The 21,555-nt window shown below is 42.7% G+C and carries 23 protein-coding genes; 7 read left to right on the top strand and 16 right to left on the bottom strand.

Annotation, left to right across the window (positions count from 1 at the left end):
- Positions 1 to 77 precede the first annotated feature (77 nt).
- Positions 78 to 1,355 (bottom strand): HdeD family acid-resistance protein, encoded by a 1,278-nt coding sequence (locus O3642_RS04610; protein WP_023919173.1) that lies wholly within the window; start codon positions 1,353 to 1,355, stop codon positions 78 to 80.
- 101 nt (positions 1,356 to 1,456) lie between these two features.
- Between O3642_RS04610 and O3642_RS04605 the strand changes: the two genes are divergently transcribed.
- The 3 genes from O3642_RS04605 (at position 1,457) to O3642_RS04595 (ending at position 4,991) form a co-directional block, all read left to right on the top strand.
- Positions 1,457 to 3,745 (top strand): Xaa-Pro dipeptidyl-peptidase, encoded by a 2,289-nt coding sequence (locus O3642_RS04605; protein ID WP_371605499.1) that lies wholly within the window; start codon positions 1,457 to 1,459, stop codon positions 3,743 to 3,745.
- A 104-nt stretch (positions 3,746 to 3,849) separates the two neighbouring features.
- The gene (locus O3642_RS04600; RefSeq protein WP_003008835.1) at positions 3,850 to 4,344 is read left to right on the top strand and encodes a DUF536 domain-containing protein; all 495 of its coding nucleotides are present in this window, start codon (positions 3,850 to 3,852) and stop codon (positions 4,342 to 4,344) included.
- A 53-nt stretch (positions 4,345 to 4,397) separates the two neighbouring features.
- Entirely contained in the window at positions 4,398 to 4,991 is a 594-nt protein-coding gene (locus O3642_RS04595) for a 3'-5' exonuclease (protein ID WP_371605498.1), read from the top strand.
- Between the two features lie 207 nt (positions 4,992 to 5,198).
- Here the strand turns inward: O3642_RS04595 and O3642_RS04590 are convergent, their stop codons facing one another.
- The 3 genes from O3642_RS04590 to O3642_RS04580 all read right to left on the bottom strand — a co-directional run bounded on the left by O3642_RS04590 (position 5,199) and on the right by O3642_RS04580 (position 6,748).
- Positions 5,199 to 5,498 carry a YbaB/EbfC family nucleoid-associated protein gene (locus tag O3642_RS04590; protein WP_003005613.1) on the bottom strand — a complete coding sequence of 100 codons (300 nt, stop codon included), beginning with the start codon at positions 5,496 to 5,498 and terminating at the stop codon, positions 5,199 to 5,201.
- 181 nt (positions 5,499 to 5,679) lie between these two features.
- Positions 5,680 to 6,375 (bottom strand): LrgB family protein, encoded by a 696-nt coding sequence (locus O3642_RS04585; RefSeq protein WP_003008843.1) that lies wholly within the window; start codon positions 6,373 to 6,375, stop codon positions 5,680 to 5,682.
- Entirely contained in the window at positions 6,368 to 6,748 is a 381-nt protein-coding gene (locus tag O3642_RS04580) for a CidA/LrgA family protein (protein WP_031576327.1), read from the bottom strand. The genes O3642_RS04585 and O3642_RS04580 overlap by 8 nt, the downstream gene beginning before the upstream one ends.
- Before the next feature lie 237 nt (positions 6,749 to 6,985).
- On the opposite strand from O3642_RS04580, the gene O3642_RS04575 reads away from it, so the two are divergent.
- Both O3642_RS04575 and gla read left to right on the top strand, forming a co-directional pair.
- The gene (locus O3642_RS04575) at positions 6,986 to 8,158 is read left to right on the top strand and encodes an NAD(P)/FAD-dependent oxidoreductase (RefSeq protein ID WP_371605497.1); all 1,173 of its coding nucleotides are present in this window, start codon (positions 6,986 to 6,988) and stop codon (positions 8,156 to 8,158) included.
- Between the two features lie 121 nt (positions 8,159 to 8,279).
- Positions 8,280 to 9,152 carry an aquaglyceroporin Gla gene (gene gla, locus O3642_RS04570; protein ID WP_371605496.1) on the top strand — a complete coding sequence of 291 codons (873 nt, stop codon included), beginning with the start codon at positions 8,280 to 8,282 and terminating at the stop codon, positions 9,150 to 9,152.
- A gap of 44 nt (positions 9,153 to 9,196) precedes the next feature.
- Here the strand turns inward: gla and O3642_RS04565 are convergent, their stop codons facing one another.
- From O3642_RS04565 to O3642_RS04520, 10 genes are all read right to left on the bottom strand, one after another.
- Positions 9,197 to 9,859 carry a hypothetical protein gene (locus O3642_RS04565; RefSeq protein ID WP_369087872.1) on the bottom strand — a complete coding sequence of 221 codons (663 nt, stop codon included), beginning with the start codon at positions 9,857 to 9,859 and terminating at the stop codon, positions 9,197 to 9,199.
- A 103-nt stretch (positions 9,860 to 9,962) separates the two neighbouring features.
- Entirely contained in the window at positions 9,963 to 10,289 is a 327-nt protein-coding gene (locus O3642_RS04560; protein ID WP_182448465.1) for an AzlD domain-containing protein, read from the bottom strand.
- A complete protein-coding gene (locus O3642_RS04555; RefSeq protein WP_371605495.1) occupies positions 10,276 to 10,971 on the bottom strand; it encodes an AzlC family ABC transporter permease in 696 nt (231 codons plus the stop codon). The genes O3642_RS04560 and O3642_RS04555 overlap by 14 nt, the downstream gene beginning before the upstream one ends.
- A 216-nt stretch (positions 10,972 to 11,187) precedes the next feature.
- Positions 11,188 to 12,198: a tRNA (adenosine(37)-N6)-threonylcarbamoyltransferase complex transferase subunit TsaD gene (gene tsaD, locus O3642_RS04550; RefSeq protein ID WP_371605494.1), complete on the bottom strand. Its 1,011-nt coding sequence runs from the start codon at positions 12,196 to 12,198 to the stop codon at positions 11,188 to 11,190.
- A complete protein-coding gene (gene rimI / locus O3642_RS04545; protein ID WP_371605493.1) occupies positions 12,188 to 12,625 on the bottom strand; it encodes a ribosomal protein S18-alanine N-acetyltransferase in 438 nt (145 codons plus the stop codon). The genes tsaD and rimI overlap by 11 nt, the downstream gene beginning before the upstream one ends.
- Complete coding sequence (gene tsaB / locus O3642_RS04540) at positions 12,622 to 13,305, bottom strand: tRNA (adenosine(37)-N6)-threonylcarbamoyltransferase complex dimerization subunit type 1 TsaB (RefSeq protein ID WP_371605492.1); 684 nt, start codon at positions 13,303 to 13,305, stop codon at positions 12,622 to 12,624. The genes rimI and tsaB overlap by 4 nt, the downstream gene beginning before the upstream one ends.
- Positions 13,306 to 13,618: 313 nt before the next feature.
- Positions 13,619 to 14,626 (bottom strand): hypothetical protein, encoded by a 1,008-nt coding sequence (locus O3642_RS04535; protein ID WP_241672622.1) that lies wholly within the window; start codon positions 14,624 to 14,626, stop codon positions 13,619 to 13,621.
- A 147-nt stretch (positions 14,627 to 14,773) separates the two neighbouring features.
- Positions 14,774 to 15,763 (bottom strand): hypothetical protein, encoded by a 990-nt coding sequence (locus O3642_RS04530; protein ID WP_003012484.1) that lies wholly within the window; start codon positions 15,761 to 15,763, stop codon positions 14,774 to 14,776.
- Between the two features lie 152 nt (positions 15,764 to 15,915).
- Entirely contained in the window at positions 15,916 to 16,950 is a 1,035-nt protein-coding gene (locus O3642_RS04525) for a hypothetical protein (protein ID WP_371605491.1), read from the bottom strand.
- 155 nt (positions 16,951 to 17,105) lie between these two features.
- On the bottom strand, positions 17,106 to 17,444 hold the full coding sequence (locus tag O3642_RS04520) for a phosphoglucomutase (RefSeq protein ID WP_369087879.1): 339 nt from the start codon (positions 17,442 to 17,444) through the stop codon (positions 17,106 to 17,108).
- Between the two features lie 154 nt (positions 17,445 to 17,598).
- Here O3642_RS04520 and O3642_RS04515 point away from each other — a divergent pair, with 154 nt between their 5' ends.
- Together O3642_RS04515 and rnjA are read left to right on the top strand one after the other, a co-directional pair.
- Positions 17,599 to 17,829 carry a DNA-directed RNA polymerase subunit epsilon gene (locus O3642_RS04515; protein ID WP_003008866.1) on the top strand — a complete coding sequence of 77 codons (231 nt, stop codon included), beginning with the start codon at positions 17,599 to 17,601 and terminating at the stop codon, positions 17,827 to 17,829.
- A gap of 3 nt (positions 17,830 to 17,832) precedes the next feature.
- Positions 17,833 to 19,515, top strand: a complete 1,683-nt coding sequence (gene rnjA, locus O3642_RS04510) for a ribonuclease J1 (protein ID WP_151378929.1) — start codon at positions 17,833 to 17,835, stop codon at positions 19,513 to 19,515.
- 251 nt (positions 19,516 to 19,766) lie between these two features.
- On the opposite strand, the gene glnA is transcribed toward rnjA, so the two are convergent.
- Together glnA and O3642_RS04500 are read right to left on the bottom strand one after the other, a co-directional pair.
- Entirely contained in the window at positions 19,767 to 21,113 is a 1,347-nt protein-coding gene (gene glnA / locus O3642_RS04505; protein WP_003012492.1) for a type I glutamate--ammonia ligase, read from the bottom strand.
- Positions 21,114 to 21,152: 39 nt separating this feature from the next.
- Complete coding sequence (locus tag O3642_RS04500) at positions 21,153 to 21,512, bottom strand: MerR family transcriptional regulator (protein WP_369087880.1); 360 nt, start codon at positions 21,510 to 21,512, stop codon at positions 21,153 to 21,155.
- Positions 21,513 to 21,555 lie beyond the last annotated feature (43 nt).

The following is a 21,555-nucleotide window of genomic DNA, read 5'->3' as shown; positions in this document are numbered from 1 at the left end:
AGATTTTCTGGCTTTTTACAAGAAATCTTGTGCAAAAAAGACAGATTTTTCAAAAATAAAAATCTGTCTTTCTTTTTTTAGTATACTGTTCGTGTATGGACCCGCCCGTTTGGAGCTTCAAATTCGTATTCTAAGTAATCCTGATAGGTCCCTGGTGCAATCACTCCACGCACATCTAATACAGCCGTTCCTGCCTGTCCCACAATGGAATCTGCTAACAGGCAGCAATTAGTAGACAGAACAAAGTAAGATTTAAAACGCGAAGAAGTAAATTTATATAGCTCAGCCCCTAAATCATATTTCAATTTGTAAGCGTAGGTCGGCTGACCGTCTTCCAGTAACCTCCTAGGTGGATCCCAAGGTTCTAACAACTGATCAATTTCAGCTAGACGCTTCTCTACTGCCTGATTCTCTTCTTCGGTAAGGGATAGGCTGTAGCCAAACAGCGTCTTTTGACTCTCTTTTTTACATAGTTCGATGTATGGTTCCTTATCCACTTTAAACAGTACGCCATCCCCAATCGTCCCAAATAGACGCTCTGAAAAGGGATCGTAACTTCCGTAAGAAATGACCTTCCCCTGATAACAAATATCTACATGCCCAATCGCTCCAAATAAGTTGCTGTCAGAAGTATGAACCAAAATTTCTAATTCCCTTGCCTCTTCTTCTTTTTTCACCAATCGATAAGGGCCTGTGTGTCCCGCCGAGCTCCCTTTTTGAAGAAACTGGTTAAACCGTTTTAACTCCTTAGCAGGGATAAAGGCTGCAAAGATAACCGGTAGGCTAATACGAAAGCGACGTTTTAACTCTTGGCCTTGTTGGTCTTTGTCAAATAAAATACCATCTCGAATATTAGAAATCCCCAACAAGACCAGATAAGCCCCCAAGAGGATAAATTGGAAGTGCCCATCTGAACCAGGTTCCAAGACAGTTGCTAGACCAAGCCCACCGTTTAAAAGCGCATCCCATAAATAGAGCCAGCCTCCTTTTACCCGATTGGCCTTATAAAGCCAAAATGTGATCCCATAGACAATGGCACTCCCCAACTGATATGCCCCTAAACAAATCACAACTAAGTTTACGGGCAGACTACTCAGTCGATTCAACCAGATCAACGCAAGTGAAAGAAAAATAAACCAAATAGAGTGGCTATAGGAAATAGACTTGCTACGTAACAAAAAGCGAAGAAGAAAGCTTCCTAGTCCATCAACTAAAAAGTAAATGGCTAATAGATCCAAGGAAAATTTGGTGAAACCAACGCCGTTTCGAAAAATGAGAATCCCAAAAATGACGGCAAGAACCCCAAACAATAAGGTCCGTCTTCTTGCAACTTGTTCAAAAGATATTTTTTTCAATATTCCTTCTCCTTATAGACGAAAGGTCTTTAGACAAATACTATTTTATCAAGTATAATATAAGAAGTAAAGAAAAAAGAAACTGATAAAAGGAGCAGTCTATGAAATACAATCAATATAGCTATCTATCTGTTGACCAAAAAGACATTCTTAAGGAACTAAAAGAAATTGGGTTTGACCTTCCCACCCACCTCCCAGAAAAAGAACTGTTTGAATGGTTTGTCCGCAAGGTTTACTTCACCTATAAAGATACAGATTATCCCCTCTCTAACCTAGTGGTGGATGCTGAAACAGATCTCCTGAGCTATTTCCAATCAGACCGCGAATGGTCGCCGGAGATTTTTTACACAGTAGCTCTCCAGTTGCTCGGTTTCCACTATTTTATTGATTTTGAAGATACGGATAGCTTCTTGAAAGAAGTCCAATTTCCGATTGAGTATGGAAACTTGGTTGAAAACCTCTATCACCTCCTCAATACTCGAACAGTCAAAGGGAATTTACTAATTGATCAGTTGGTCAGCGATGGTTTGATTCCTGAGACCAACCAGTATCACTATTTTAATGGTAAGAGCCTCGCAACCTTTACGAGCCATAATGCCATCCGCGAGGTCGTTTATGTCGAAAGTCGGGTCGATACCGACCAGGATGGCCTGCCAGACTTGGTCAAGGTAAGCATCATCCGTCCTCGCTATGAAGGTAAGATTCCAGCTGTCATGACCGCTAGCCCTTACCACCAAGGTACTAACGACAAGGCCAGCGACAAGGCCCTCTACAATATGAATGTCGACCTGGAAGTCAAAGAACCTCATACCATTCAACTAGAAGAACCTCAATTAACAGTAGTCGAACCTGTCGGTCAAGCTGAAGAGATGGAGGAGGCCGAAGAGCTCCTGACCCATATCAACTCCAGCTATACCCTCAATGACTACTTGCTTCCACGCGGCTACGCCAATCTCTACGTATCTGGAGTGGGGACAAAAGATTCGCAAGGGCTGATGACCAATGGAAATTACCAACAAATCGAAGCCTACAAGAATGTCATCGATTGGCTCAATGGCCGTTGCCGGGCCTTTACAGATCACACACGCCAGCGTCAAGTCAAAGCCGATTGGTCTAATGGAAAGGTCGCAACGACAGGAATCTCCTACCTTGGAACCATGTCTAACGGCCTTGCGACCACTGGTGTGGACGGTCTAGAAGTCATCATTGCAGAGGCTGGGATCTCTTCTTGGTACAACTACTACCGCGAAAACGGTCTCGTGACAAGTCCTGGTGGCTATCCAGGTGAAGATTTTGATTCCCTTGCAGAATTGACCTATTCACGCAACCTTCTAGGTGGAGATTATTTACACCACAATGCGGCCCACCAAGCCGATCTTGATCGCGTCAAAAAAGAGCTGGACCGCGCTTCTGGGGACTACAACCAATTCTGGCACGACCGCAATTATCTCTTAAACGCAAATCGTGTCAAGGCAGAGGTGGTCTTTACCCATGGCTCCCAAGACTGGAACGTCAAACCACTTCACGTCTTTAACATGTTCCAAGCCCTTCCAGCAAGCATCAAGAAACACCTCTTCTACCACAATGGTGCCCATGTCTACCTCAACAACTGGCAGTCCATTGACTTCCGTGAGAGCATGAACGCCCTTCTCTCTAAAAAATTGCTGGGCTATGCTTCAAGCTATGAATTGCCTACTGTCATCTGGCAGGACAATACAGGAGAACAAAGTTGGACTTCCTTGGATGATTTTGGCAACCAAACAAGTCAGCGGACCTTCCTACTCGGAGACGGTGAAAAAGTCATCCAAAACCGCTATGCAACGGAAGATTACGAGCGCTATGGCAAGGCTTATCCGACCTTCTTAAGCGATCTCTATCAAGACAAGGCGCAACAGGTGACGATTGATCTTCCAATCGAAGAAGACCTGCGCCTCAACGGGAAAGCTCGCCTTCACCTGCGACTTCACTCCAGCACCAATAAAGGCCTTCTCTCAGCCCAACTCTTAGAGCTTGGAAGCAAGAAATACCTCCAACCCTATCCTGCAATCTTATCGGTCCGTACGCTAGATAACGGTCGCTACCATATGCTAGACAACTTGACCGAGTTGCCCTTCAAGGAAGCCGGCCAACGAGTCATTTCGAAAGGTTATCTCAACCTCCAAAACCGGCATGACCTCTTAGAAGTTGAGGCCGTAACGCCAGGCGAGTGGATGGAATTTGACTTTGAACTCCAACCAACCATCTACAAGCTCGAAAAAGGCGCAACCCTTCGCTTGGTCCTCTACACGACGGACTTTGAAATCACTGTGCGTGATCAAACCGATTACCAACTCACCATCGACTTAGCACAATCAAGTCTTCATCTTCCTGAAATGACTGAGGCCCACTAATCGTGGTATCAAGGCTTAGCCTTTCTTTGCTTCATTTGACAGCTTAGCCTACTTATGTTACTATCTAATAGAGTATTTCATAGAAAAAGATATTAGAGGAAGTTATGGCGATTGAAAAAACTGTCAGCGAAATTGCTGAAATTTTAGGAGTCAGCCGCCAGGCGGTCAATAACCGTGTCAAGGCGCTGGCTCCAGAAGATACCCAAAAAAACGAAAAAGGGGTTACCGTTGTAACCCGTAGTGGCTTGATCAAGCTCGAAGAAATCTACAAAAAAACTATTTTTGAAGATGAGCCAGTAAGCGATGATGTGAAGCAACGCGAATTGATGGAAATTTTGGTAGATGAAAAAAATGCTGAAATCGTCCGTCTCTACGAGCAACTCAAAGCCAAAGACGAGCAACTCGCTAAGAAAGATGAACAGTTGCGCGTGAAAGACGTTCAAATTGCTGAAAAAGACAAGCAATTGGACCAACAACAACAATTGACTTTACAAGCAATGAACGACCGCGATACCTTGAAACTTGAACTCGAACAAGCCAACGAAAAAGTTCAAGAGCAAGAAAGCAAAGGTTTCTGGGCACGCGTTTTCCGTCGATAATCCGGGGCTGGATCCTACCAGTCCCTTTTCTTTTCTACCACAGGAGATTTCCCATGAAAGCATTAGAAGATTATATCGCCTTTGACCTCGAATTTAACCAATACGAAGGCGCCTATCAGATCATCCAAGAGTCTGCCGTACGTTTCACGAACGGTAAAGAAGTCAATCACTACGACTCCTACGTTTACACCGATAAGCCCCTAAAAAGCTTTATTAACGGCCTGACTGGCATTACCCAGGACAAGATCCAAAATGCCCCACAACTCGAACAGGTCCTCAGCGAATTCAAGGCCTTCGTTGGAGACCGGCCCTTGATCGGATACAATGCCAAAAAGAGCGACCTTCCCATCCTGCTTGAAAATGGGCTGGATCTAGAAGACCAGTACGCTGTCGATGTCTTTGACGAGGCTTTCGAACGTCGTCCATCTGACCTCCACGGCATTAAAAATCTCCAACTCCACACCGTTGCAGAATTTTTAGGAGTCGCAGGAAAATCACACGATAGCTTAGAGGACGCCCGCATGACAGCCCTTGTCTACGAACAATTCCTCGAATTTGATCAAGGCCGCACCCTCCTTGACGAGCAAGAGAACTTCTCCACCAACCCCTTCGGAGGCTTGGACTTATCCGGATTTTTTGATGAATAAAAAGAGAGAGTGGGACAGAAATCGGTAATTCGTTAGAATTCGATTTCGTCGTCCCACCTCCGCACAGTTGAGTAGGGCTGTAAAAGCTGAAGAAATCAGCGTAGTAGAGCCCACTCAACCACTGCGTCTTGCTCAACAATCCAAAAACAATTAAGAGGCTAGGACTTTTGTCCCAGCCTCTTTTGAGTTAATGAAAACTTCCTTTGCTTAAAATGGTAATTTCCCTGCGAAAGCACCGAGTTTTTTCTTGGTTGCCGCATCAATTTCTTCAATGGCAGCATTGATGGCTTGAACCGTCATATCAGAAAGAGTTTCTGTATCTTCTGGGTCGACCACTGCGGCGTTGAAATCGATGGAAACAACCTTCTTATCACCTGTAAGAGTTGCAACAACCAAGTCTTGAGCAGATTTCCCTACAAATTGAGTTGCGGCTAATTCCGCTTGGCTTTGCTCCATTTGCTTTTGCAATTTTTGAGCTTGCTTCATCATATTTTGCATATTCATCATAGCAATTACATTCCTTCCAACTTCTGAAATTTACAGTTCATTATACCATTTTTTAGACGCTTGGAAAAGCTTTGGATAGTAATCATGAAAAGCTTCTTTCACTCTAGATTGATTTTTAAGCTTTCACTACAAAATGAAAGAGAGCCTTTTTGAGCCTCTCTCAGAAAAATAATAAATTGTTTTAGGATAAAATCATCGAAGCCACAATTGGACTAATGAACACATACAAAATTCCTGTAATCCCTATTGCCAATCCTGCCATAGCACCGGCCACATGACCATACTTAAACGCTGTCCCTGTTCCTACTGCATGTCCAGTTCCTCCAAGGGCTAAACCAATAGCTACTGGATCTTTTATTTTTAACAGTTTCAATATCGTTGGCCCCAAGACACTTGTTAATAATCCAGTTGCTACAACTACCACAAGAGTGATGGTCGTAATTCCTTGCATTTTTTCAGTAATCCCAACTGCCATTGCAGTCGTAACCGATTTTGGAAAGAGCGAAATGGCTAGAAAGTACTTCATTCCAAATGCTTTCGCGATCAATGCTGTAAAAATAGTATTCACAATAACTGCCACTGTCGAGCCGATCAGAATACTCCGTGCATGATGCTTCATCAAATGGAAACTTTTATAGAGAGGAATCCCCAAGGCGACTGTTGATGGTCCAATCAACTGATTTAACAGGGAACCACCGACATAGTAATCCTTATAAGAAATTCCTGTAATCATTAAGAATAAGATAACGATTACTGTAGCCACTAAAAGTGGCGTTGTTATTGGATGGGGATACCTGCGAAAAATTAACATTCCAATCAAGTAAGCCCAAATAGATAAGACAATCCCAAATAAAGGATTACTCGCAAAATTAGCCACGCTTGTGTCCCCCTTCTGGATAATCACCCTCAAAACGATTTTTTATAAAACTAACCACGATTGCAATTAAAGCCACATTGATGACCAAGGCTCCAAGTAGAATCAACATGATTGGAAACAGATAAGGCGCAATCACATGAAACTTATCCATAATACCGACAGCAGGGGGAAGAAACAGAATCGTCATGTTGGCTAATAAAAAATTTCCTACCATATTGACGTGGCGCATGCGTAGTAACTTAAACTGCAATAATAAAAATAGGATCAACAGCCCGATCATACTTCCAGGAATTGGTAAGTGCAACCCATCAGAAATGATTTCACCAATTAATGAAATCGTGAAAATAATCGTCAGTTGTACATATAATTTCATCTCCATCTCCCTTTTTATGGATCATTTCCAATTAGGATTCGTATCCTCGCTTCTGCCTACTTAGAAGTAAACATCCTCTTATTCCCTATCAGTTTACTCCTTTTCGGAAAATTTGCAAGCTTTTTTCTAAAAAAATTAAACAAATGACCAAAAATTGAAGCTACTATTTTGATTCATGATATCCATTTTATGATACAATGAAACCAAAAACGGTTAAGTTACCAAGAAAGGATCTACATGACTCACTTTCACACCATTGTCATCGGTGGTGGCCCAGCAGGTATGATGGCGACCATTGCCAGCGCCTCTCATGGCCAACCTACGCTACTGATCGAAAAAAATAAAAGGCTCGGTAAGAAACTTGCTGGTACCGGAGGAGGTCGCTGTAATGTCACGAACAACGGAACCTTAGACGATTTGATGGCCGGTATCCCTGGAAATGGGCGCTTCCTTTACAGTGTGTTTTCCCAATTTGATAATCATGATATCATCCAATTTTTCACCGATAATGGCGTCAAGCTAAAAGTCGAAGATCATGGCCGGGTCTTTCCTGCTAGTGATCAATCTCGCACCATTATTCAAGCCTTAGAAAATAAGATCCTTGAGCTAGGTGCTAGCATTGCCACCAACTGTGAAGTGGTCTCTGTCACCAAGCCAGAAGACGTTTTCATCGTCAAATCAGCTGAAAACACTTGGACAGCCGATAAGCTGATCGTTACAACAGGAGGCAAATCCTACCCCTCTACCGGCTCTACCGGCTACGGACACGATATTGCCCGCCACTTCAAACACACCATCACCGCTCTCGAAGCGGCAGAAAGTCCTCTTTTGACAGATTTTCCACACAAGGCCCTCCAAGGGATCTCTCTGACAGATGTGACCCTCAGTTACGGCAAACACATCATCACACACGACCTGCTCTTTACCCATTTTGGACTTTCTGGCCCTGCAGCCCTTCGGATGTCCAGCTTTGTTAAAGGCGGGGAAATCTTATCTCTGGACCTCCTTCCGACTACTTCTTCTCAAGAGTTAAAAGACTTTCTAGAAGAGCATCGAGAAAAGGCGATTAAAAATAGTCTCAAAGCCCTGCTTCCTGAACGGTTAGCGGATTTCTTGGCGCAAGGATTCCCTGAAAAAGCCAAGCAACTCACTCCTCCTCAGACAGAAGAGCTCATTCAAAAGATCAAAGGGTTGCCTATCCCCGTCACCGGGAAGATGTCTCTAGCCAAGTCCTTTGTCACCAAGGGTGGTGTCAGCCTCAAAGAAATCAATCCTAAAACCCTAGAAAGTAAGCTCGTTCCTGGACTCCACTTTGCAGGAGAAGTCCTCGATATCAATGCCCATACAGGCGGTTTTAATATCACATCCGCCCTCTGCACCGGTTGGGTAGCAGGGAGCCCTCATTACTGATAGAAATTCACTAACTTTATTCTTCATCTATTGAAATAAAATTTTTAAAAATTCTTTACAAGTTAGTATTTACTTGATAGAATGGATTGGTATAAAATTTATAAAGGAGATTATTAGAATCATGGATTTTGATTTTAGTGTTAAACTCTTTTCAGAGTTTATTGGAACGGCTTTGCTGCTTATCCTCGGAAATGGTGCAGTTGCAAACGTTGAATTAAAAGGAACTAAAGGTCATCAAAGCGGTTGGCTTGTCATTGCGATCGGATATGGGATGGGAGTAATGATTCCAGCCTTGATGTTCGGTAATGTTTCAGGAAACCACATTAACCCAGCCTTCACTCTTGGACTTGCAGTTAGCGGACTCTTCCCATGGGCAAATGTTTTACCATACATCGTTGCTCAACTTCTTGGAGCTATGTTTGGACAATTGGTTGTCGTTGCGACTCACCGTCCATACTACATCCAAACTGAAAATCCTAACAACATCTTAGGAACATTCTCAACGATTTCTAGTTTGGATAAAGGAACTCCTGAATCACGCAAGGCTGCTACAATTAATGGCTTCATCAACGAGTTTGCCGGATCATTCGTCCTTTTCTTTGGTGCCCTCGGCTTGACGAAACATTTCTTTGGTGCAGAAGTTGCAGGTCTTGCTCAAAAAGCTGCTGCTGAACAAGGAGGCGTCTTTGATGCTACCACATCAGCAGCAAAATTGGCTTTATCACAAGCACATGCTCCAGGTTTAGGAATTGCTCACTTGGCTCTTGGATTCCTTGTTATGGCTCTTGTTACGTCACTTGGAGGTCCTACTGGACCTGGTTTGAACCCTGCACGTGACTTTGGTCCTCGTTTGGTCCATGCCTTCCTTCCAAAGTCTATCTTGGGAGAACACAAAGGGGATTCTAAATGGTGGTATGCTTGGGTACCAGTTGCAGCCCCAATTCTTGCTGCTATCTTAGCTGTATTATTGTTCAAAGTTATCTATCTTCGTTAATCTATCTAAAAAAACGAACTCGATTTTCCATCGAGTTCGTCTTTTTATTGTTCTTTAGTTAATGAAAAACGGAAATCATTGTATTTGGTGTAGTCAAATTCTGTATTGACAGGCGCTGTGAAAACAATTGGGGTATAATGACCTTCTTCTAAGACAAAACCTGGCTCTAGTCGGAAGTTAGCTACACCTAGACCTGTGATCCCAGGAAGTAAGGCATCCGCTCCATCCAATCCTTCTGACTCCCAATAGTAGATATTTCCAGTTGCTTTGACAGCTCTAGCCGTATAGGTCGCTGTCCGAGTTGGTTCGCTATCATTTTTGAAGCTAACCACTGTTGTCACATCTCCATTGGCATCCACTGTCATTTTAATCGCATCCGCTTGTGGACTAGATCCTACCCAAGTTCCCACCAATTCTGCAGGGACAGGAGCTTGCGTCGTAGTAGACGCATTCTCAGTCTTAGCAGAGTCTTTTGAAGCTGTCGCGCTACTGGCTTGAGTCGAAGAGCTAGCTGTATCGTTTGCTTGAGAGGAAGATGCTGCACTCTTTTTGCTATTGCTCTTGGCTTTTTTCTCTACCTTACTGGTAGATGCTTTTGCGGATGAGGTAGCTGTCTTTTTATCCTTTGCACCACAACCACCGAGAGCTAGACCAAGTGACGCAGCCACCAGAACAGCGGCACTCCAACGGAAGATTGATTTTTTCATAAGATCACCTCTTTATCTTTCTGACCCCCATTATACTCCAATTGTTACAAAAATCAAGTTTTTTTTGTAACAATTGTAATTTTTTTGTAACATATTTTTACATTTAAAACACCAATCGTAATAGGGCGATCAAGACAATTCCAAACAAGACGGTTCCCATAAGGTTTTTGTAACGAAAGGCTACAAAGAGACTGGGAATGGTCACCACTAGGTCCAACCAGTGGAACTGCGGTAGGCTTCCAATTTTCCCATCTACTAAGCTTGATAAAACCAAGGCAAAGATAATGGAAATAGGCAGGTATTTGAGAAAGCGAGTTACAGGAGCCGGCAGTCCCTTGTATTTGACTAATAGGAAGGGCAAGATCCGAGGAATCCAGGTAACGAGGGCTGAAGCCAGAATGGCCATGAAGATATAATTATTCATGCGCATCACAGACCACCCCCACAAAACAGCCGATCAAGGTCGCAGCTAGCACAGCTAGCGGTTGCGAAACAAAAAAGAGTAAGAGAAAGAAACTCACTGCTACTGCTAACAGCACCGTGAGCATAGTCTTGGTCTTTTCTGTCAGTTGCATTCCTTGAAACTGGGCTGCAAAAATCCCAATAAACATAGCCACCAAAGCAAAATCAAGCCCAAAAGCCTTTGGATCAGGTAGGAGAGATCCTAGAGCTGTTCCGATAACCGTCGCACTGATCCAGGCCACATAGCCTACTAGATTGTTCCCATGCATCCAAGGAACTGTAATGGTATCTGTCTTTAACTTCTCGCTCAAGTAGACCCCATAACTCTCATCGGTCAGGAGGCTTCCAATCCCAATGGTATGAGAGAGACTAGCATCCTTAAAGTCAGACGACGTATGCAGACTCATCAACATATTACGAAGATTGATCAAACACACCGTCAAGGCCATATTCAAGATCGAAGAATGAGCCGCAATCAGAGAGATCATCGCAAACTGGGCCGCCCCAGCATAGACCAATACACTCATCAAGGCCATCTCCAAAGGAGAAAGATAGGGAGACGCCACCACACCGCAAGCTAGGCCAATACTGATATAGCCCAAAGCCGTCGGTAGCGCGTCCCTCACAACCTGCCAAAAATCTTTTTCCACTCTCTCACTCCTTTCTGAATCATTGACCTCTATTATAACACAAGAAAAAAGGTTGAAAAAGGACCGATGAGAGAGAAAGCTTTATAATCCATGCCCTCCTCAATCTTTCATTCCTTCTATCATACCGAATTTTCTTTCGACTCGCAAATCCGCTACTAGTTGGTGAGATCTAGCAAAAAAGCCATTGGAATCGCTCATCCAATTGGCTCCTTTTTCTTACTCAATTCCTTCAAAGGCTAGGCTTGGTTTGGCATTGAGGTCCCAGCCTGCGAAGTTTTCTTTGTTCCATTCGCTGACGCTGGCATAGGCGATCATCCCTGCATTGTCCCCGCAGAGGCGCAGTGGCGGAATGATGACCTTAACATCGGTGATGTCAGAAGCCAAGCGTTCACGAAGGCCTTGGTTGGCTGCGACCCCACCAGCGGCGACTAGAGTCTTGACTGGATATTTCTCCAAAGCCTTTTTGGTCTTGGCCATGAGAATGTCTAGTACGGCTGCCTGAAAACTCGCTGACAGGTCTGCATTGGAGAGGCTTTCTCCTTTTTGCTCGGCATTATGGTGCAGATTGATAAAGGCCGATTTGAGTCCTGAAAAAGAGAATTCCAGATTGTCTTCCTTGATCATGGCTCGAGGGAAATCGTAGATATCAGATCCTTGGTGGGCCAGCTGATCAATTTCACGTCCTGCTGGATAGGTCAAGCCCATGACGCGCCCGACCTTGTCATAAGCCTCTCCGACAGCGTCATCACGGGTCTCTCCAACGATCTTATAATCACCAGCTTCACTGACGTAGACTAGCTCGGTATGTCCTCCACTCACCAACAAGGCCAAAAGCGGAAACTCTAAGGGCTCGATGCTTTGAGCAGCCATCAAGTGCCCTGCCATATGGTTGACAGGAATTAAAGGGAGGCCGTGCGCCCAGGCAAAGGCCTTGGCTGCTGCTAGGCCGACTAAAAGAGCCCCAACCAGTCCTGGACCGTAGGTGACAGCCACAGCTGTGACATCAGCTTCTGTGATCCCTGCTTCTTCTAAGGCTTCTTCGATACAAGCGGTGATGACTTCCACATGGTGACGAGAGGCTACCTCAGGTACCACCCCACCAAAACGCTTGTGACTTTCAATTTGACTGGCAATGACATTGGACAAGAGTTGGTCGTCATTTTTCAAGACAGCCACACTGGTCTCATCGCAAGATGTCTCAAAAGCCAAAATATATCTATCTTTCATTCGGGTTCCTCTTCATGATCACAGCATCCTCTATGGGATCGTGATAGTAGTTTTTCCTCCGTGCAATTTCTTCAAAATGCATTTTTTTGTATAGGCCTTGGGCCGGTTGATTGGACATGCGCACTTCTAAGAAAATCTCTTTTTGGTCCGGCAACTGCGCGAGTAACTTCTGAGCTAGGCCTTGGCCTTGGAAGGCGCGCTTGACCGCAATCTGTAGGACCTCTGCTTCATAGAGAGTCTCTTGAATGGCGACAAACCCAAGGACTTGTTCTTCATCCACAGCTAGGAAATAGAAAATCGATTCCTGCTCTAAATCAGCTTCAATCTGCTCCAACTTCCAGGGGCTAGCTTCATAGACATCTTCCATCACAGCGAGAATAGCAGCCGCATCCTGGATGCTCCCTTTCCTGATTGTTCCTTTCATCATAGGCGCTTGATGTAAGTGGTCGTTGTTTCCGTGTGGTCTTTGAGCCAATTTTCCTCTGCTTCGACCCGTTTGAGATAATGAGGGACAAAATCATGGAGGCTAGCAGGCGCTTGTTTGAGACCGAGACGTCCGATTTTCACTGCATCTGGCAAGGTTTCATAGTAAGTAGCCCTTGGCAGGCTAGAGGCAATCTGCTCCTTAAAGGCCGTAACTTCTCCGACAAAGGTGACCTGCTCACCCGTCGCTGCACGCTCTAGGACTTCCTCAAATGGAAAATGCCCTTCTGGTGCGACCAGCTGATCATCTTGGTAAAAACCTGCATAAACGTTGTTTCGACGGGCATCCATGACAGGAACTACCAAACCTTCTAGATCATCTGGCACTAAGGCTAAGAGGCTCGAAACCCCGACCAATTCAATCCCTAAAGTATGAGCCAAGGTCTTTGCGGTTGCGACTGCAATGCGCAGCCCAGTGTAACTCCCAGGACCTTCTGCCACCACGATGCGGTCCAAGTCCTTGGGTGTCAAGTCGATCTGTTGCATCAAAAAATCGATGACCGGCATCAAGGTAATACTATGATTCTTTTTAATGGTTAATGTTGTTTCTGCAAGTAGAGTCTCATCTTCTAAAATCGCTACAGAAAGAGCCTTACTCGAGGTATCAAATGCTAATAATTTCATCTTTTCTCCTCATTGTCTGCTTCATATTATACTACAATTAGGCACTAAACGGTAGAGGAAGGTTTCTCTCCCTATTCCTTCTATAAAAGCCCTCCCTTCTGCCATCAGATCCGCTTCCAACTTTACTTGTAAATGACTACTAATTGTACCGAATCAGGGCAAGATGAAACAAGAATAGGAATTTCAGAACATAGAGAGATTTTTTACGATTACATGCAATCATTGTGCCCCAAATAAACAAATTATTTTGAAATAATCCTGGTAAGGATATATCCAATAAAACCGGTCCTAAATGAGGGTACCGGTTTTTCGATTATTGATTTTTTTGAAATTTTACTTCATTCGCCTCAGTGGCTGACTTAGAGTGAATTTGAATGAGAGCAAGTAAATTGGTAAGATCAATACTTGTTTTTCCATTTTCATCAACTTTAACAGCTAGATAATAAGGGCCACTAACGTAAAATTCTCCACTTCCTTCGACGCCAAACGATCCATCCCCTTTAAATTGTACAGTTGCTAAAGTGAAAATAGTTCTCATAATCAGGTTCTTATTATAATCTTGTCCAGATGATTTTTCTGTTTCTTCCTTAATTTTATTAAGGAAAGCCTGATTATTCTTTTGTTCTTTTGAATAATGAACTTGTGTATCTCCTTCCATGCTAGGAGCATTATACTTCAAGTACACCATATCGCCTTCAACTTTATAATTGAGTAATTCATATGCACCTGCTTGAGCCAGTGAGTTCGTATAAATTTTTAGCTTCATTGGTCCGTAAACCTTAATTGGATAAGTGACACCATCTAATTCGGCGGTCGCATCGTTATTGAATGTTGGATGATTTTTAGTAATATCTTCAATCATATACTCGTTCCAAATTTTTTCATAGAGTTCCTTCTGATTGGATACTCCCGCAGCTTGGAGTAAATCTCCAATATTTGATTGGTCTACATATACAGCATCTAATAATTTTAACGCAGCAAGGACTTTGCTATCTGTAATCTCACTCTTTGTTTTTTGCAGATTCCCAACTGCGTCTAATACTGACGCAGTCAACTTAATAACTCTCTTTCCTTCTATGTCATAAAATTCTCGTTTATAGTCTTTTAACCCTGCTCCTACTAAGTTCCAGTCGAATGCAGCACCTGGATTTTTGCTGTCAGTTTTATACTCGCTAATGGATGGTGTTTTCTTTTTTGTTGAAGATTTAGTTGTCTTTACTTGACTCGTTTCATTATCTGTTTTTGTTTTTGAGCAACCTGCTACTAATAGTGATAATAGCGCAGTACCTCCTAATAAAAAGCGTTTTATTTCTTTCTTCATAAACTTCTCCTCTTTTTCTTTATAACTTGTGTACTTCATCACAAAGTAGAATATAATTTCATTGTAACATATTGTTTCCCCTTTTACAACATTTCTTCCAAGCATAAAAAAGCCCCCACTATTGTAGGAGCTTTATGATCATTTTTCTTATTCAAATTTTGCTTTATTAGCTTCATTTGCTGGCTTCAAATCAATTTGTAGAAGGTTCACCAAGTTCTTATCATCAATGGTTGCATTACCTTTATCGTCTACCTTAATCGCTAAATAGTGATTGTTTTTATCGTAATAATCCATTCCTTCTAAGTTGACATAGCCATCTCCTCTAAATCCAACGGCTGCTAATCGGTAAATAAATTTATACAGGAGCGCTTTTGTAAAGTCTGTTTGTCCGACTTTTTGTGCATCTTGAAGCATCCCCTCAAAGAACGCTTTATTATTTGTTTGATAGCTTGCTTGTACTTCATATTGGTAAGTGTCAACACGTGGTGCTTTTAATTTCAAGTATACTGTATCACCTTCCACTTTATAATCTTCAAGCGTATAGGCCGCAGCTCTTCCTAAGGCATTCGTATTTACCTTTAAGTACATTGGACCGTATACTTTAATTGGATACTTCACTCCTTGATACTCCACTTCCCCGTCATTTGTATATGTTGGGCGTGCTTCCTTCAAGAAGTTCACCATGTAATCATTCCAAATACGTGTGAAGAATTCTTCTTGGCTTGATGTCCCTGTTGCTTTTAGTAACACATCAAAGTTTTCTTGATTTACAAAAACTGCATCTACAAGTTTTAAAGCTTCTTTAACTTTTTTGTCAGTGATGCTCTTTTTCTTTTCATTCAAGGCATCTACTGCTTTTTGCACACCATCCAATTTCTTCGTAACTGTTTTACCACCATTTGTTTCGACAAAAGTTTGTTCGTATTTCGTCATTGGTGCGACTTTTGCATTCCAGTCAAAAGATGCTGCTGGATTTTTACTATCTGTTGTATATTCGACTACTGCTTGTTTCGTCGTTTTCGCTTCGGTTGTTTCCTTTGCTGATTCTGGTGTTGTTTTAGACTGTGAACATCCTGCCACTACCAATGATAGAATTACCACACTCCCCACTAAAAATCGTTTTGTTTCTTTATTCATAAATGCTCCTCTCCACTCTTATAGAGAATTATTTCACGATTACTTGCAATTATTATACCACAATCCTTTGGACTTCAAAATATTTTTTGTACCCCCTTCGCCGATAACAATAAAACCAGCCCCCAATTGGGTAGCTGGCTAACATGAAATTGTTAACGTGTTGACTTGAATCGGGATTTATTGGCCTCGTATGCATTATCAGCATGGATTTGTAATAAAGCTACTAAATTATCCATATCTATGCTCTTGTTCCCATTATCATCTACTTTAATCGCTACAATATATGAGCTTGAGTCTAAATAATCTTTATCCCCCTTTGTGCCAAAGGAACCATCTCCTTTAAACTCCAAAGATCCTAAACTATATAAAAATCTCAATAATAAATTTTTACTATAATCTGTTTTCACAATTTTTGCAGACAATTCCTTGAGGGCATCAAAGAAGGCTTGATTATTCGTTTGATGCTTGATTAATAGATTCTCTACTCCTTCATCCTTAATTGGCGCTCTATACTTGATGTACACCGTATCTCCCTCTACACCATAACTTTCTAAGGTATAAGCACCAGCCTGTCCCAGCGAATTCACATCAACTTTTAGCTTCATTGGGCCATAGTCCTTAATTGCATATGTGATACCCGCATATTCATACGTAGCATCATTAGTAAATTCTGGTCTAGCTGATGTGAGGAACGATATCATAAAATCATTCCAAATCTTCGTATAAAGTTCCTTTTGACTCGATACTCCTGCAGCCTTTAAGACCTCTCCAATATTTCCCTGGTCTATAAATACAGCATCTAGTAATTTCAATGCTTCAAGAACTTTTGGCTCAGTGATTTTACTCTTCGTATCTTGTAGCGTCAATACTGCATTCGCTAGAGTGTACGATTTTTCTTTTACTCTATTTCCATTAGTATCAATGTATTCTTTTTCAGAATTCTTTAGTGGGGCTACCGTTGCTTCCCAGTTAAAGGTTTCAGATGGCTGAGTACCGTCTGTTTTATATTTACTGACATCTTGTACTGTCGCTTGCGCCGTCACTTGAGTAGTCTCTTCTGTTGAAGCTTCAGCAGTTGTCACTTGTGTTGTTTCAGTATCTGGTTTCGTATTAGAGCACCCTGCCGCAACTAGCGATAACAGTGCAACACTACCTAATAAAAAGCGTTTTGTTTCTCTCTTCATCATGTTCCCCTCTTATCTTTAAAGCTAGTGTATTTATTACCGTTTGTAATGTGTACGTATTATATCATAATACATTCTAATTCACAAGATTCCTTCAAAATATCAAAAAAGCATTCCCACCATCGTGAGAGTGCAAGCTTCATTGATTATTGTAATTTTTATAAGTCGGCTTGTAACACCGCTACTTTTTCTTTTACAGTAGCTTTGCTATCAGATTTTGCACTGATATAGAACTTGATTTTTGCTTCTGTTCCACTTGAGCGAACGACAATCCCAGATCCATCTTCTAAAATAGATTTCAATACATTTGAAGTTGGATGTCTGATTTTAGAAACGACTCCATTGGTATCTTTATAACGTATAAATAATTTTACAAGATATCCATAACTTTCTTCAAAACCGAACACGAAAAGATGTTTTCCTATTTCTTTGACGTGTTGAATTCGTCTGCTTGCTTCCTTACATACCATTCCCTCTATAAAACTTCCGTCTACCAACAGTTCGCTTGCATCTTTTCCTTAGAGCCTATTTATGGTATAATGATAATTAATTGTATCGAATCAGGTCCACTAGTTGCGAGTAGGAAACTCTAGTGATTGCACTCCTTCGCAGCTAACAAATGGACCGAAATAATGAAAGGAAAATTACTTCATGATTTACAAAGTTTTTTATCAGGAAACAAAAGACCGCAACCCTCGTCGTGAAACCACGCATGCACTTTATCTCGATATTGATGCACCAAATGAACGCGAAGGACGCATCCAAGCACGTCAATTGGTTGAAGCAAACACAGATTTCAACATTGAATTTATCACACCACTTTCTGAGCAACACCTTGCTTACGAGAAAGAGTCAGGTGCCTTTGAACTAACGGAGTACTAATCCATGGCTTATACCTTAAAACCTGAAGAAGTTGGTGTATTTGCCATTGGTGGACTAGGAGAAATCGGAAAAAATACCTACGGGATCGAATACCAAGATGAAATCATCATTGTCGATGCCGGGATCAAATTTCCAGAAGATGACCTCCTTGGAATCGACTATGTCATTCCGGATTACTCTTATATCGTAGACAACATCGATCGCGTCAAAGCGGTCCTCATTACCCACGGACACGAAGACCACATCGGTGGGATTCCTTTCCTTTTGAAACAAGCCAATGTCCCTATCTACGCTGGACCTTTGGCGCTTGCCTTGATCCGTGGAAAATTAGAAGAGCACGGCCTTCTTCGTGATGCCAAACTCTACGAAATCAACCAAAACACTGAACTTCAATTTAAAAATCTTAAAGCAACCTTCTTCCGTACGACTCACTCGATTCCAGAACCTTTAGGGATTGTGATTCACACCCCTCAAGGAAAGATTGTTTGTACCGGAGACTTCAAATTCGACTTCACACCTGTTGGGGAACCGGCTGACCTCCATCGTATGGCGGCTCTTGGGGAAGAAGGCGTTCTCTGCCTGCTCTCAGACTCAACCAACGCGGAAGTCCCAACCTTTACCAACTCTGAAAAAGTAGTTGGCCAATCCATCATGAAGATCATCGAAGGGATCCATGGACGCATCATCTTTGCTTCCTTTGCTTCGAATATCTTCCGTCTCCAACAAGCTGCTGAGGCAGCAGTTAAGACAGGTCGTAAGATCGTCGTCTTTGGACGCTCGATGGAAAAAGCCATCGTCAATGGAATCGAGCTTGGCTATATCAAGGTCCCTGCTGGAACCATTATCGAGCCAAATGAGATCAAAGACTATGCGGCTAATGAAATCCTGATCATGTGTACAGGAAGCCAAGGAGAGCCAATGGCAGCCCTCTCTCGGATTGCCAACGGAACGCACCGCCAAGTGCAACTCCAACCAGGAGATACTGTGATCTTCTCTTCTAGTCCGATTCCTGGTAATACAACCAGTGTGAATAAATTGATCAATACGATTTCTGAAGCGGGTGTCGACGTCATTCACGGGAAGATCAACAACATCCATACTTCTGGACACGGGGGGCAACAAGAACAAAAACTTATGCTCCGCTTGATCAAACCAAAATACTTCATGCCTGTCCATGGTGAATACCGGATGCAGAAGATCCACGCAGGACTTGCGCGTGATTGCGGAGTGGAAAAAGACAATATCTTCATCATGAGTAATGGTGATGTCCTCGCTCTGACAGCCAACTCTGCTCGTGTCGCAGGAAGCTTCAATGCTCAAGACATCTATGTCGATGGAAATCGTATCGGTGAAATTGGGGCTGCTGTCCTTCGTGACCGGAGAGATCTTTCCGAAGATGGTGTCGTGCTTGCTGTTGCGACTGTTGACTTCAAATTGAAGATGATCCTAGCTGGACCAGACATCTTGAGCCGTGGTTTTATCTACATGCGTGAATCAGGAGATCTGATCCGTGAAAGCCAACGCATCCTCTTCAATGCTATTCGTATCGCCTTGAAGAACAAAGATGCCAATATCCAAACCGTCAATGGTGCGATTGTTAATGCCCTTCGCCCATTCTTATACGAGAGCACAGAACGTGAACCTATCATTATTCCAATGATTCTCACGCCAGATGACGAAAATTAAAAAACAACCAGTTGAGACCACTGTTTCAACTGGTTTTATGGTGTCTTTTTGAGGATTAAAAAGAGAGTGGGACAGAAATCGGTAATTCGTTAGAATTCGATTTCGTCGTCCCACCTCCGCACAGTTGAGTAGGGCTGTAAAAGCTGATGAAATCAGCGTAGTAGAGCCCACTCAACCACTGCGTCTTGCTCGACAATCCAAAAATAATTGAGAGGCTAGGACTTTTGTCCCAGCCTCTTTGCTCTTATTTCTTAATAAAGATCTAAATAGTTGTCTACTTCCCATTGAGATACGAAGGTCGCATAACTTGCCCATTCGATTCGTTTGGCTTCAAGGAAGCTGGTGTAAATATGTTCACCCAAGGCAGCTTTCACCACTTCGTCTTCTGTCAAGGCTTTCAAGGCATTGTGAAGGGTAGAAGGGAGATCTGTGATTCCAGCGGCTCTACGTTCTTCCGGTGTCATCACATAGATATTTTCTTCGATCGGAGCAGGTGCTTCGATTTTATTTTCAATACCATGAAGGCCGACTTCAAGCAAGACTGCCAAGGCTACATAAGGATTAGCCATTGGGTCTACGGAGCGCAATTCCAAACGAGTTCCCATACCACGTGATGCTGGCACACGTACCAATGGGGAACGGTTGCGTCCTGCCCAAGCGATATAAACAGGTGCTTCATATCCAGGAACCAAACGTTTATAAGAGTTGACGGTTGGGTTGGTCACGGCTGTAAAGTTGTAGGCATGCTTGATCAAACCACCCAAGAAGTGATAAGCAGTTTCTGACAATTGCATTCCACGTGGATCTTCTGGATCAAAGAAGGCATTGTTGCCATCTTGGTCAAAGAGAGACATATTACAGTGCATACCTGATCCGGCAATTCCAAATTTTGGTTTGGCCATAAAGGTTGCATACAAGCCGTGTTTACGAGCAATGGTTTTCACGACAAGTTTAAAGATTTGGATCTTGTCACAAGCGCGAAGCACTTCGTCATACTTAAAGTCGATTTCATGCTGACCAACGGCTACTTCGTGGTGGCTGGCTTCTACTTCAAAGCCCATCTTGGTCAAGACATTTACGATTTCACGACGAGTGTTATCTGCGAGATCTGTTGGAGCCAAGTCAAAATAGCCACCTTTGTCGTTTACTTCAAGAGTTGGATCTCCATTTTCGTCCAACTTGAAGAGGAAGAATTCTGGTTCTGGTCCAAGGTTAAAGGATTTGAATCCAAGTTCTTCCATATGACGAAGGGCCCGTTTCAAGTTGCCACGTGGGTCTCCTGCAAATGGTTTCCCTTCTGTCGTATAGACATCACAGATCAAGCCAGCTACGCTCCCATTTTCATCTCCCCAAGGGAAGACTGTCCATGTATCCAAATCTGGGTAAAGATACATATCTGACTCGTTGATACGGACAAATCCTTCGATAGAAGAACCATCAAACATGGCTTTGTTTGAAAGAACCTTGTCCAGTTGCTCATCGGTAGCTGGAATTTCGACGTTCTTCATAGTTCCCAAAATATCAGAGAACATCAAGCGAATAAAAGTAACATTTTTTTCTTTTACTTCACGGCGAATATCTGCAGCAGTAATTGACATTTTTGTCTCCTTAAAATAGATTACAAGTTTATGAAATGATCAACGAAATTGACCATATGGCGATGGGGAAGATGTGAAGCGACTTTGCTGAAGAATGTCACGATGAAGAGCCTTACGGATCTCTTCTTGACTGACAACCTTGGTTTTCTCTTGCTCTTTTTCCGCATATTTCTTCTTAATATCCGCAATATTGAAGCCGTCTGAGATATAATCTTTGATCTCAAGCAGGCGGTCCATATCGTCCAACGAATACATGCGGCGATTGCCTTCTGTCCGATCAGGAGAAATCAATCCCTGATCTTCATAATAACGAATCTGACGAGCTGTCAAGTCGGTCAGCTTCATAACACTGCCAATCGGAAAGACTGCCAGCGAGCGTCGTAATTCCTTTTCCTTCATACCATTCCTCTTTCTATTCTATTATATCGAAAAAAAAATCTAT

Origin of the sequence: Streptococcus sp. 27098_8_66 (assembly GCF_041431945.1) — a bacterium.
In the GTDB taxonomy this organism is placed as follows: Bacteria; Bacillota; Bacilli; order Lactobacillales; family Streptococcaceae; genus Streptococcus; species Streptococcus dentalis.
The sequence above is the reverse complement of the archived record's forward strand: the minus strand, read 5'-3'. Positions and strand labels throughout refer to the sequence as shown.